This window comes from Acetobacter aceti, from assembly GCF_002005445.1.
GTDB classification, from domain to species: domain Bacteria; phylum Pseudomonadota; class Alphaproteobacteria; order Acetobacterales; family Acetobacteraceae; genus Acetobacter; species Acetobacter aceti_B.
This window is the reverse complement of sequence record NZ_CP014692.1, coordinates 2,714,919-2,727,304: the sequence shown is the minus strand read 5'-3', so window position 1 is coordinate 2,727,304 and position 12,386 is coordinate 2,714,919. Positions and strand designations below refer to the sequence as shown.

At 58.3% G+C, this 12,386-nt stretch carries 11 protein-coding genes; all 11 read left to right on the top strand.

Translation table 11 applies throughout. From position 1 onward, the window contains the following. Positions 1–3 precede the first annotated feature (3 nt). The 11 genes from uppS (at position 4) to A0U92_RS12210 (ending at position 12,353) form a co-directional block, all read left to right on the top strand. Entirely contained in the window at positions 4–768 is a 765-nt protein-coding gene (uppS, locus tag A0U92_RS12260) for a polyprenyl diphosphate synthase (RefSeq protein ID WP_077813472.1), read from the top strand. Continuing rightward, positions 765–1,649 (top strand): phosphatidate cytidylyltransferase, encoded by an 885-nt coding sequence (locus A0U92_RS12255; protein ID WP_257788148.1) that lies wholly within the window; start codon positions 765–767, stop codon positions 1,647–1,649. The genes uppS and A0U92_RS12255 overlap by 4 nt, the downstream gene beginning before the upstream one ends. 70 nt (positions 1,650–1,719) lie before the next feature. Further along, on the top strand, positions 1,720–2,877 hold the full coding sequence (gene dxr / locus A0U92_RS12250) for a 1-deoxy-D-xylulose-5-phosphate reductoisomerase (RefSeq protein ID WP_077813471.1): 1,158 nt from the start codon (positions 1,720–1,722) through the stop codon (positions 2,875–2,877). Between the two features lie 78 nt (positions 2,878–2,955). Then, entirely contained in the window at positions 2,956–4,065 is a 1,110-nt protein-coding gene (gene rseP / locus A0U92_RS12245) for an RIP metalloprotease RseP (protein WP_077813470.1), read from the top strand. A 239-nt stretch (positions 4,066–4,304) separates the two neighbouring features. After that, positions 4,305–6,767: an outer membrane protein assembly factor BamA gene (bamA, locus tag A0U92_RS12240; RefSeq protein ID WP_077813469.1), complete on the top strand. Its 2,463-nt coding sequence runs from the start codon at positions 4,305–4,307 to the stop codon at positions 6,765–6,767. Positions 6,768–6,774: 7 nt separating this feature from the next. Continuing rightward, entirely contained in the window at positions 6,775–7,662 is an 888-nt protein-coding gene (locus A0U92_RS12235; RefSeq protein ID WP_187668953.1) for an OmpH/Skp family outer membrane protein, read from the top strand. A 24-nt stretch (positions 7,663–7,686) separates the two neighbouring features. After that, positions 7,687–8,775, top strand: coding sequence for a UDP-3-O-(3-hydroxymyristoyl)glucosamine N-acyltransferase (gene lpxD / locus A0U92_RS12230; RefSeq protein WP_077813467.1), 1,089 nt, complete (start codon positions 7,687–7,689; stop codon positions 8,773–8,775). A gap of 43 nt (positions 8,776–8,818) precedes the next feature. Then, positions 8,819–9,304, top strand: a complete 486-nt coding sequence (gene fabZ, locus A0U92_RS12225) for a 3-hydroxyacyl-ACP dehydratase FabZ (protein ID WP_077814429.1) — start codon at positions 8,819–8,821, stop codon at positions 9,302–9,304. Between the two features lie 135 nt (positions 9,305–9,439). Continuing rightward, the gene (gene lpxA / locus A0U92_RS12220; protein WP_077814428.1) at positions 9,440–10,315 is read left to right on the top strand and encodes an acyl-ACP--UDP-N-acetylglucosamine O-acyltransferase; all 876 of its coding nucleotides are present in this window, start codon (positions 9,440–9,442) and stop codon (positions 10,313–10,315) included. Positions 10,316–10,326: 11 nt separating this feature from the next. Beyond that, complete coding sequence (locus tag A0U92_RS12215; RefSeq protein ID WP_077813466.1) at positions 10,327–11,157, top strand: LpxI family protein; 831 nt, start codon at positions 10,327–10,329, stop codon at positions 11,155–11,157. A gap of 167 nt (positions 11,158–11,324) precedes the next feature. Then, positions 11,325–12,353, top strand: coding sequence for an acyltransferase family protein (locus A0U92_RS12210; protein WP_236748125.1), 1,029 nt, complete (start codon positions 11,325–11,327; stop codon positions 12,351–12,353). Positions 12,354–12,386 lie beyond the last annotated feature (33 nt).

Genomic DNA, 12,386 nt, shown 5'->3' with positions numbered 1-12,386 from the left:
GGCATGCCTCTTCCTCTGGCAACGGCGACAACGGGCTCTGCTACGGTCGGGACGTCTCAGGACGGGTCGGTCCCCAGGCATGTTGCGATCATTATGGATGGTAACGGACGATGGGCGGCCTCTCGCGGGTTGCCGCGTGTTGCCGGTCATCGTGCCGGAGCGGAGGCTGTCACCCGTTGCCTGAAGGCCGCGCGCGCGCAGGGGCTGGAATATCTGACCCTGTATGCGTTTTCGTCAGAGAACTGGCGGCGCGGACCAGACGAGGTGGCGGACCTGAAAGGTCTGCTCCGTTTCTACCTTCGTCATAAGGTAGCGGAACTGCACGGCCAGCAGGTGCGTATCCTGTTTGTCGGTGAAGTGCACCGGTTTGGTCCGGATCTCTGCGACGAGCTGGCGCGCGCCGAACGGCTGACGGCGCATAACACCGGTATGACCCTGCTTCTGGCTCTGTCCTACGGGGGGCGCAGCGAAATCGTGCAGGCCGCGAAAGCGCTGGCGCGGGCCGCGCAACGCGGTGAGATTGATCCGGATTCGATCGACGAAGACGTTGTGTCACAGCACCTGCTTACCGCAGGTATTCCGGATCCGGACGTTATTGTGCGGACGAGCGGAGAGCACCGGCTGTCAAATTTCCTTCTCTGGCAAAGTGCGTACGCCGAACTGGTTTTCCTTGATCAGCTCTGGCCGGATTTCAACGAAACCAGTTTCATGCAGATTCTTGAAATCTATGCCCGCCGGGACCGCCGCTTTGGTGCGCGCCCGGCGTGAACAGTTCCGCGTTGCCATCGGCAGACTCAGCTAAAGGGTCCAACTGGCAGGATCTCCGTCCCCGGCTCATTTCCGCGATCGTGCTGATTGTCGTAGCAGCCACAGCCATCTGGGCCGGCGGGATCGTTTATGGCGCCCTCATTATCCTGACCATGTGCGGTCTGGCGTCCGAACTGGCCGGACTGTTCGGACTGTCGATTCGATCATGGCGCGGTGCGCTCTATCTCGGATGGGCGTTGTGCGCGGGTATCGTGGCCTATGCAGGACGCTGGGGGCAGCTTGTGGCTTTTCCCATGAGCGCCTTTGTGTTTGGTCCGGCCTTGTGGTGTGGAAACGCGATTGTTGTCGCGGCCGGGGCGGCGTTGCTGTGGCTGCGGCTGGGTGTCGATACCGGCGTATGGTCCGTGGTGTTCGTCATCGCTCTGGTCGTGGCCAGTGACTCTTCCGCCTATCTGGTGGGCCGTCTTGTGGGTGGCCCGAAACTGGCTCCGTCCATCTCTCCCGGGAAAACCCGGTCTGGTGCGGTGGGGGGGCTTTTGGGCGCCATGCTGGCCGGAGTGGTTGTGGCCTGGTTTTCAGAAAAAACCGGTGATCTGCCTCTGCCTGTCATGCTGGAGCGGACCGCCGGATGGGCCGCTCTTCTGGGCGTGGTGGCGCAGGCGGGTGATCTGATCGAAAGCGCCGTGAAACGCAGGCGCGGTGTAAAGGATTCCGGAAAATTGCTGCCGGGGCACGGCGGCCTGCTGGATCGTTTCGATGCGTTGCTGGCGGTCGCTCCGCTGGCAGCCCTGCTGTCCCTGATGGCGCAGTCTGGGGCGGGTTTCTGGACGGTCGGAGCAGGCGATATTCTGACTGCTCTGATGAGATTGATGGGACGCTGACGAAAGTATGACAGGCCCTCGGTATGGGGCTGTCGTTTTTTCGGGATAATGCGGGTAGGATGGGACGGTGATGAAGACAGTAACGGTTCTGGGATGCACGGGAAGCATCGGCTGCTCGACGGTCGATCTTTTGCATCAGGCAGGCGACGATGTGTCGACGCGGGTGCTGGTTGGTGGCCGTAACGTCTCCCTTCTGGCTGAACAGGCGAAGGCGCTGCGTGCGGAACAGGCCGTGATTGCGGATGAGGCCCTGCTCCCTGAGCTGAAATCCCTGCTCGCCGGAACGGACGTGCGGGTCAGCGGAGGCCGTTCCGCTGTGATCGAAGCCGCCGGTGTGCCAGCCGACTGGACCATGGCGGCGATCACGGGCGCTGCCGGTCTGGAGCCAACCCTTGCCGCCGTCAGAAATGGTCGGACCATCGCGCTGGCCAACAAGGAAGCGCTGGTCTGCGCCGGAGACGTCATGCTGCGCGCCGTGACAGACGCGGGTGCGAGGCTGCTGCCGGTGGATTCCGAGCATAACGCCGTTTTCCAGGCTATGGCCGACCGGCAGGACGATCAGGTCGAGAAGATCATTCTGACCGCATCCGGCGGCCCGTTCCGCACGGCGACGCTTGAGCAGATGGAGGCGGCCTCTCCCGCTCAGGCGCTCAAGCATCCGACCTGGACCATGGGCGCGAAAATCAGCATCGACTCCGCGTCCATGTTCAACAAGGGGCTGGAAGTGATCGAAGCCGCCCGAATTTTCGGACTGACCGAAGACCGGATCGATGTGCTGGTGCACCCGCAGTCGGTTGTGCATGGAATGGTGCAGTACACGGACGGCAGCCTGATCGCCCAGATGGGTTCAGCCGATATGCGTATCCCCATCGCGCACTGCCTTGCATGGCCGAAGCGTATGGCGACAACCTCGCCCCGTCTGGATCTCGCGGCATTCGGAACGCTGGTGTTCGAGGCTCCGGACCCGGTGCGTTTTCCGGCGCTTCGCCTTGCACGACAGGCGCTGCGTGATGGAGGGGCGGCCTCCACCATCCTCTCCGCCGCGAACGAGGTCGCTGTTGAAGCCTTTCTGAACAACCGCATTGGCTTTCTCGATATTCCACGGATTGTCGAGGCGGTCATGACGGTTCTGGGTTCTCCGGCTATTAATGATCTGGACGCAGTCCTTCACTGGGACTCGGAAGCGCGCCGTGCGGCGGAAGACCGTGTCCTGAAGCGGGCCGCCTGAGCTGTTCCGCCAGAAATGGCTCCGCCAAAAGAAGTCTGAGTGTCACGCCACACCGCGTGTGCAAAAGGAGTATGACCCATGCATGACCTGATCCGGACGATAGTATCGTTCTGCGTCGTTCTCGGCGTTCTGGTCTTCATCCATGAGCTTGGGCATTATCTCGCCGCGCGCTGGCGGGGGGTGAAGGTCGAGACATTCTCCATCGGCTTCGGTCCGCCGCTGCTCCGCTGGACGGACAGGGCCGGGACTGAGTGGCGTGTGGGACCGATTCCGCTGGGAGGCTTCGTCAAGCCTCATGGTTTCGAGGGTCCTGACGAGGCGACCGACGAACAGAAGGCAGCGTGGGAGCCGGGCCGCACCTTCCATGACAAGCCTGTCTTGTCGCGGGCCATCATCATCCTCGCCGGGCCGGTGTTCAACTTCGTGCTGGCGTTTGTCCTGTTTGTTGTGCTGTTCGCAACATGCGGCCAGCCCATTCCGCGCAATGAAGTCGCCGGAGTTAAGCCCGGGAGCGCCGCAGCGATCGCCGGGCTGAAGATCGGCGACACGATTCTCGGCGTGGGTGATCTGAGCAGCGTGGATGTCGCCGCCATCCAGAAGCAGGTGGCTTCTGAGCCGGGCCAGCAGACAACCATTCACGTAAAGCGTGGAGCGGATGATCTCACTCTGCCTGTGACGCTGGACAAGGTGACTCCCTCCTCGTCTCACGCGCAGCCCATCGGTCAGCTCGGGATTGAGTTCGCCTCAACGCCGGGCGCCGCGCAGCCCTTTCCCCGTGCGGTCGTCAGTGGAGCGAAAGCCACGTGGATGACGACCGTGCAGACGCTGGACGGGCTGATCCAGATCATTACCGGCCAGCACACGGCGCGGGATCTTGGAGGACCGTTGCGGATTGCACAGATGTCCGGGCAGGTGGCCCAGTACGGGTTCGCCAGCCTGCTGTCTTTCATGGCGCTGCTTTCGGTCAATCTCGGGCTGATCAATCTTTTCCCTGTGCCGATTCTGGATGGTGGCCGACTGGTGTTCTATCTGGTCGAAGCGATTCGAGGCCGGCCTGTGCCGAAAAAGATACAGGAACTGGGCTTTCAGGCGGGGTTTGCCCTGCTGGCGGGGCTGTTCCTTTTTTCCACCTTCAACGATCTTTCCAGCTTCGGTCTTTTCAAGTGGCTGTCCTCTCTGGCGGGGTGAGGGCTTCCCGGAAGAGCGCTCACTGTGTCCTGCAGGCAGGGTTATTAAAAAAACCTTTTGCATAATGCGGAAAACCACCATCACTGGCTTGCGGGACGACCGGAAGTTCGGATAGTCCCATGATGGACGCAAAGCTGTGTCCCAGGGGAGGAATCTGCACAGGTGGTGCCGGTTCCTGTTTTCCTGAAAGTGACAGTTCGGAAAGGCTGCCTTGATGGTGACGGTTCAGGACGGAAAGGGTGCTGGTGTTGAAGAGTAAACGTTCGGCTCTGCTTGCATCGGTGTGCCTGCTGCCTGCCCTGTTTTCCTATAAGGCTTCTGCCCAGTTCATGCCGGTGCATCAGCATGCGGCGTCACGGCAGATGGTTGGGGATGATGTGATCGCCCGCAACCAGCGGATCGAGGACATCGAGGTTCATGGCAACGACCGTATCGAGACGAGCACGATTCTGTCTTATATGGTCGCCCGCCCGGGAGACACATTCAATCAGGACGATCTCGACCGCTCGCTGAAGACTCTCTACGCGACGGGTCTTTTCAAGGATGTCGTGCTGCATCGTTCTGGAAGCGTGCTTCAGGTGCAGGTCGTCGAAAATCCGATCGTCAACCGGATTGTCTTTGAAGGGAACCACGCCGCGAAGGATGAAGACCTCCGCAAGGTGATCGGGCTGCGGCCCCGTGCGGTGTTCACGGCTGAAGCGGCGGCATCCGACCGTCAGAAGATCCTTGAGGTCTACGCCCAGAAAGCCCGCTATGGCGCAGACGTGACGCCTCAGTTGATCAAGCTGGCGCATAATCGTGTCGATGTGGTCTTTCAGGTCAATGAGGGCCCCCAGACGCTGATCAGGCGGATCGCGTTTGTCGGCAACCGGCATTTCAGCGAAGCGCAGCTCGCCAGTGTGGTCTCCTCCAAGGAGACGGCCTGGTATCGCTTCTTCTCGTCTGCGGATCAGTATAATCCGGAGCGGTTGCGATACGATGGGGAGCTGCTGCGTCGCTACTACCTCGCCAACGGGTTTGTCGATTTCCAGATGATCAATGCGACCGGTGAAATGTCGCCCGATCGGAAGTCCTTCTTCGTGACATTCACGATCAAGGAAGGTCCGCGCTATCGTCTGGGCAAGATCGATATCCGTTCCAGCCTGCGGCACATGACCGCCGTGCAGCTGCGTAAGTATGTCGAGCTTTATCCAAACCAGTGGTACGACGGAAACGCGGTCCAGCAGAACGTGACCAACATGGAGGAGACCCTCCAGAGCGAAGGCTATCCGTTCGCGATGGTCCGTCCCGAGATCGCCCGCAATCCGGAAAAGCAGATCGTCAACCTTCTGTTTGACGTGAGCGAAGGACCACGGATGTATGTCGAGCGCCTCGACATCAATGGCAACACCGTCACGCGTGACAATGTCATCCGTCGTCAGATGCCGATGTCCGAGGGTGACCCGTACACACCGGTTCTGAAAAAGTACGCCAAGCAGTCCCTTGAGGATCTGGGCTACTTCAAGACGGTTTCGATCAATCAGGGGCAGGGCTCCGCGCCTGACAAGGTCAATGTTTCCACAAGCGTTGTGGAAAAGCCGACGGGTGAATTCTCGCTCGGTGGCGGTTACTCCACAGACGTCGGTGTGATCGGCAATATCGGCCTGAAACAGCATAACCTGCTCGGAACGGGCGTGGATGCCGGTATTTCCGGCACGATGGCGATGTGGCAGCGTCAGGTTGACGCCTCGATTACGGATCCATACTTCCTGAACCGCAACCTGGTTGTGGGTGCGGACCTGTTCTACATCAACAACCATTACCAGACGTATCAGAACTACTCTGAAAGCCGTTACGGTATCTCGCTGCGTATGGGCTACGCCTATACCAACCATCTGTCGCAGTCGTTCAACTACTCGCTGATGGAACGTGGTGTGTCTGGTATCTGGGACCACTCGTCCCAGTATATTCTGGATAATCAGGGGCACTCCCTGCTGTCACAGCTTGGTACAGTCATTCAGTATGATACCCGTGACCGTCGTATGATGCCGCATAAAGGCTTCATCCTGCGTCTGGGGGGTGATGTCGCCGGTCTGGGCGGTGACGCCCGTTATCTTCGCGGCAAGTTCGATGCTGCTTATTATCTGCCGCTTGACGACCTCATGGGGAATCATGACTGGACCGTCGAATTCAAGGCGGGTACCGGCTTCATGACCGATTGGGGGCATGGCAAGGACTGGATTATCGATAACTTCTACCTCGGTGGTAACAATCTTCGTGGCTTCTGGGATGGTGGTGTCGGGCCTCGTGCTATTGGTCAGGGCTATCAGATCCTTGGACCAAACGGGCAGAACCGCGCCGGTGAAGATATGCTCGGTGGCCGTTTTATCTATACGGGATCAATGACTGTTCATTTCCCGATCCCTTATGCGTCTTCCATGGGGCTTCGTGGGCGCGCCTTCATTGATACTGGCAGTCTGGCCGGACTGCGCGTCCGTCGTCGTCTGACCAATCCGATCAAGGATGGCATTCCCAATTCCAAGGGTGAAATTCTTTACCAGGGTGTAAGTGGTGACACTTTGACTCCACGTATCAGCGCCGGTGCTGGTATCTCATGGAAAAGTCCGTTTGGTCTGCTGAATATCGATTGCGGTATACCGATCAAGCGCAGCTATAATGACCGTACGCAGCTTCTGCGCTTTGGCTTCGGCCAGCAATTCTGAGGTGATGATGATTCGTTTCTCACGGGCCGCCGTTCTGGCCTCTACGATGTTGCTTGCCGCCGGCGGAATGATTTCCGGCGATGCTTTCGCGCAGACAGCCGGTGGTGGTGGCTGGTTTGTCCCGAAAGCGGCGCATCCTGTTGCGCCTCCTCCGTCTCGCGCTCCGTCACATGCCAGTCGTCCTGCGCCTCAGCTTGAGGACGACGGCAGTGCAGGTGGAGAGGAAGCTGAAAACTCGTCCCGGCCACCTCCGGTTCTGCCGCAGCCAGCCATTCCTCCTGCAGCTGTGCTGCCGAAGGCCGCTCCTCCACCGACGGCTGTTATCGGCATGATCAGCGTTGCTGACGTCATGCGTCAGTCTCTGGCCGGGCAGCAGGTCGAGCGTGAGCTTGGCGGCCGCCGTGATGAACTGGCGCGTGATGCGCAGCATGCGCAGGCTGGCTGGCGTGAGGAGCAGCAGAAGCTCCAGAGCAACGCCAAGAGCATGACCGCTGATCAGATTCAGTCTCAGGAGCGGGCCCTGCAATCCAAGGTGATGCGCGCCCAGCATCAGTTCCGCGATCGCAATCGTGTCATTCAGGAGGCCGCTCAGGTGGCTCTCGGACAGATTGAGCGCGAACTTGTGCAGGTGATTCAGCAGGTGGCAGGCAGCCATGGGATGAACATCGTCCTGCACAGCGAGCAGGTCGCCCTGCATGTCGACGGGCAGGACATCACCAACGAGGTCGCCAAGCAGTTGAACGTGGTTCTGCCGAAAGTCTACATCCCGGCAGCAAACGAGGATCCGGAAGTTCTGGCGAAATCAGGCACTATGCCGACGACAGAGTCTCCGCCGTCAGGTCCTGCGCCGACGACCAGTCAGGCGGCTTCTCCTGCTGCTCCGGCACAGAAGTGAGCGGGCAGGGAATGGTCTGACATAATGGTGGGTACTCCTGAAACGGCGCTGGACAATCCAAAGGTGGGGGGAGTGGCGGATGCCCGCTTCTTCACCCGCAGCGGTCCGTTTTCCGGTGAAGAGCTTGCGGAAGCGGCTGGGGGGGAGTTCATTCCGCCTCGCGAAGGTGCGGAGGCAGGGCGGCGTTATATCGGAATCGGTCCCCTCCAGTCGGCAAGTCCTGCTGAAGTCAGTTTTCTTGATAACCGGCGTTATGCGTCGCTGCTCGATGGCACTCACGCCGGTATGATCATTGTGGCGCCGGCTTTTGCAAAGCGGGTTCCGCCAACCAGTGCGACGATTGTTTCTTCCACTCCTTATCTCGCCTGGTCACGTGTCGCCCGGATGTTCCATCCGGCTCCACCGGCCAGACCTGGTCTGCACGCAACTGCCGTGATCGGTGAGGGCGCCGTGGTGCCGTCCTCCTGTGAAGTCGGGCCATTCGCTGTGATCGGGAATGGTGTGAAAGTCGGCGAGGGGAGCATTATCGGCTCCCATACCGTTATCGGGGACGGGGTCACTATTGGCAGGGATTGCCGGATCGGTCCGCAGGTTGTCGTGTCGCATGCGACGCTTGGGGACAGAGTGACGCTGTTTCCCGGAGTTCGGATCGGGCAGGACGGTTTTGGTTTCGCCGTTGGTCCCGCCGGTTTTGAAAGTGTGCCACAGCTTGGGCATGTTGTGCTCGAGCATGATGTGGAGGTCGGCGCCAACTCGACGATCGACCGCGGTTCCGTGCAGGATACCGTGATTGGCGCCGGGTCCCGTCTCGACAATCTTGTTCAGATTGGCCACAACACACGCCTTGGCAAATGCTGCATTGTGGTTTCACAGGCTGGTATTTCCGGTTCGACGGAACTGGGTGATTTCGTGACGGTGGCGGCACAGGCTGGCCTGATCGGTCATATCAAGATCGGCACGAAAGCCCGTATTGGCGCGCAGTGTGGCGTCATGTCGGATGTTGAGGCTGGCGCGGATGTCATAGGCAGTCCAGCGATGCCTTTCCGGGAGTTTTTCCGTAATGTGGCGACGCTGAGAAAGCTGTCCAAGAAACCCGGTAGCGGGGAAGAGTGACTGGAATTCGCGCAAAGTGCGCGTTGGGAATGGTTTGAGAGACGTGGATCAGAAACCTGAAACGCAGGCTCCCGCAACGGAGTCGACCCATATTGATGCCGTGGACATCATGCGGATTATGGAAGCGATTCCTCATCGCTATCCATTCCTGCTGATTGACCGCATGGTCGATGTCGAGCTGGGCGCTTCTGCTGTTGGCGTAAAGAATGTTTCCGTCAACGAACCCTTTTTTCAGGGGCACTTTCCTGCCCGTCCCGTTATGCCGGGCGTCCTGATTGTCGAAGCAATGGCCCAGACCGCTGCCACTCTCGTGGTGCTGACGCTTGGTGCGGCGTTCGAGGGCAAGCTGGTCTATTTCATGACCATCGAGAATGCGAAATTCCGTCGTCCCGTTGGGCCGGGTGATCAGCTTCGTATTCATGTCGAAAAAGAACGCCAGCGTGCGAACGTCTGGAAGTTTAAAGGCGTGGCGCGTGTGGACGGTGTGTCGGTCGCGGAAGCCACATTCAGCGCCATGATCATGGAATAGCAGTGAATTGATACAGGATGTTTGATTTCTGTCTGAAGGCAGGCGGTCCTGATATTGATTCTGCCGGTCCACGAATTGCCGTAATTGACGTGGATACGGGAAATGGCGGCAAAGGAGGCGGCTCTGGCTGAAGCGATGAAAATTAAGGAAACAGGCCTCTCAGGGGGCCTTGAGTCGTTTCCCGAAGGCATCCACCCCACAGCGATCGTGTCGCCAGAAGCAAAGCTGGGCAAAGGCGTGCGGATTGGCCCATGGTGCTCAGTCGGTCCCGATGTCGAAGTTGGTGATGGTGTGGAAATGGTGGCCAACGTTGTGGTCGATGGCCATACGCGTCTCGGTGAAAATTCACGCTATTACCCGTTCACGACTGTGGGCCTCGCGCCTCAGGATCTGAAATATAACGGCGAGCCGACGCGTTGCGAGATCGGTGCGCGCACCGTCGTTCGTGAACATGTCACGATTCACCGCGGCACGGCCACGGGCAGCGGTATCACCCGTGTCGGCTCGGACTGCCTGATCATGGCCAATGCGCACGTGGCCCATGACTGCACGCTGGGTGACCGCGTGATCATCGTCAATAACGTGGTCATGGGCGGTCATGTGTTCATCGCGGATGATGCACGCGTGATGGGTTCCGCAGCGATTCACCAGTTTGTCCGGATTGGTCGGGCGGCGCTGGTTGGCGGCGTTGCAGGCGTTGAGGCGGACGTGATTCCCTATGGCAGTGTGCTGGGAAACCGGGCGCGTCTGGTGGGACTGCACTGGATCTGGCTGCGTCGACATGGGGTCAAGCTGGAAGAGCGCCATCGGATGCGTCAGGCTTTCCGGCTTTTATACCCACGTGACGGTCAGGGTGACGTTTTTGCGACACGCCTCGAACAGGTCAGGTCGCAGTTTTCGGATGATCCGCGTATCTCTGAAATTCTCGCGTTTATCGACGCGCCGACCCGCCGTGGTCTTGTGCGCATTGCAACGACCGATTTTTCCACAAGTGAAACCGAAGCCGGTTAAGGCAGCAGGTTGTGAGTTTGTCTGACGCATCAGGACGTTGCGTTGGCATTCTTGCGGGGGGCGGCCCGTTGCCGGGACAGGTGGCGGCCTCCGTCGTCGCGCAGGGCCGGGATGTCTTCATCGTCGCGTTTCAGGACTTTGCCGAGCCAGCGGTCGTTGGACCATGGCCGCACGCTTATGTGCGTCTCGCCGCCGCTGGCGCAATTCTTGCCGAACTTCGCAGGCATGGCTGTGGCGATATCGTTCTGATCGGTCCTGTCCGCAGGCCATCCTTCCGGGATCTTCGTCCCGATGCCGAGGGTGCGCGTATTCTCGCCCGTCTGGGTCGCGCGCTTTTTGCGGGTGATGACGGCTTGCTTGGCGCTCTGGTCAGAATTCTGGGTGAAGAAGGGTTCACCGTCAGAGGGGCTCATGAGTTCCTGTCGAAGTCATTGGGCCGGAAAGGTTCTCTTGGGCGCTGTGAGCCGGATGCTATGGCGCGTTCTGACATCGAACGCGGTGTCGAAGTTGTCAGGGAACTGGGAAAGCTCGATATCGGGCAGGGATGTGTGGTTCAGAGTGGTGTGGTGCTGGCAGTTGAAGCCATGGAAGGTACTGACGCCATGCTGAAACGCGCAGGTCAGTACCGCCAGCCGGGTGAGGGTGGCGTGCTGATAAAGCTGTGCAAGCCCGATCAGGAACGTCGCGCCGATATGCCCACTATTGGCCCCAGAACGATTGAGGAAGCGGCGCATGCCGGTCTGGTTGGCATTGCGTTTGAAGCTGGTGCGACATTGCTGACTGACCCGGCTGCCTGCATAGAGGCGGCCGATGCCGCCGGACTTTTTCTGTTTGGTCTCTGAAGCTGTATCAGCAGGCTTGTATAACAGTGGTAGCAGGCATTACGCGGGCGTATTTTTTCAAGATTTCATGCTTTCTGTTGTTATCAATATAATTATTGATGCATTTTCCATAGGGACAAACGTAATATGTATCCCATGATACGGTTGCATCGAAAGTCGTATGGAATTTGGCACAAAATCATGCCGGAATGTTTTCATTATATTCAAAGCGAGATGTCTCGGTTGATATTGTTCGTGGAATAGCCATTATTCTGGTTGTCCTTGGCCATGCCAATAGAGGTCAGATGGAGGGGATGGTCATTCCCTCCATAAATTTGCAAATTCTGGATTTTGTTATTTATTCTGTACATATGCCGACATTCTTTTTTCTGTCAGGATATTTTGCGTTTATTTCTATAAGCAGAGAGCCTTCAGATGCATTTATCAAAAGTCGGGTGGTGAATATAATCTGGCCATACTGCTTGTGGTCCATCATTTATTGTGTCGTTGGACACGCGATGTCGTCATTGACGCATGTTCATCATATGGTGGCATGGAACCAGCTTTTGATGATCGGGTGGCGTCCTATCGGCGTTCTCTGGTTTCTTTATGCATTATTTTTCATGCAGATCGGCGCAGTTTTGTTGCGGGCGCATCCTGCCATCATTCTGATGAGCAGCCTTGTGGCTGATGCTGTAGTGCTTTTTACTCCGTCTGATGCGCTGCCGCAGATCGTCATGGATATTATTGTCCAGGCTCCCTTCTTTTACATTGGATTTCTAATGGCGGAGCGAGGTTTTCCGGCTCTTCCGGTCATCAGAAAAGCGGGTCTATGGAGTGCGTGCAGTCTGGTGGTTTATGGCTTGCTCGCCTGTTTGATGTTTGAGGCGCATGTGGGTCGGCCTGTCCAGTTTATCATGTTGCCGGTTGGCTTTCTGGGGATTTTCGGTCTGGCATCCCTGAGTCGTGTTTTTGTGATGGTGCACGCATTATCTTGTGTTGCATCCGTTCTGGAGCGGTTGGGGCGGGCCTCTCTCGCTATCTATTTACTGCATATTCTCGTGCTGGCTCTGGTTCCCCGCATCCTGCACCAGATGCATGTAAATTCAGTTTCCCTCACACTCGCTTGTGGCACGGTTATTGGTGTTGCTGGGTCTTACGCTCTTTATCTGGGGCTTGAGAAAATCCGGATAGCCAGATTTTTTGCTCTGCGGTGAGGTGTTTGTTTTCAGGATGAGCTATCTCAGGAC

What these genes read in the sequence shown, in the direction of transcription:
- uppS (WP_077813472.1), top strand. Translation starts at nt 4, where the DNA reads ATGCCTCTTCCTCTGGCAACGGCGACAACGGGCTCTGCTACGGTCGGG.
- dxr (WP_077813471.1), top strand. Translation starts at nt 1,720, where the DNA reads ATGAAGACAGTAACGGTTCTGGGATGCACGGGAAGCATCGGCTGCTCG.
- rseP (WP_077813470.1), top strand. Translation starts at nt 2,956, where the DNA reads ATGCATGACCTGATCCGGACGATAGTATCGTTCTGCGTCGTTCTCGGC.
- A0U92_RS12235 (WP_187668953.1), top strand. Translation starts at nt 6,775, where the DNA reads ATGATTCGTTTCTCACGGGCCGCCGTTCTGGCCTCTACGATGTTGCTT.
- lpxD (WP_077813467.1), top strand. Translation starts at nt 7,687, where the DNA reads ATGGTGGGTACTCCTGAAACGGCGCTGGACAATCCAAAGGTGGGGGGA.
- lpxA (WP_077814428.1), top strand. Translation starts at nt 9,440, where the DNA reads ATGAAAATTAAGGAAACAGGCCTCTCAGGGGGCCTTGAGTCGTTTCCC.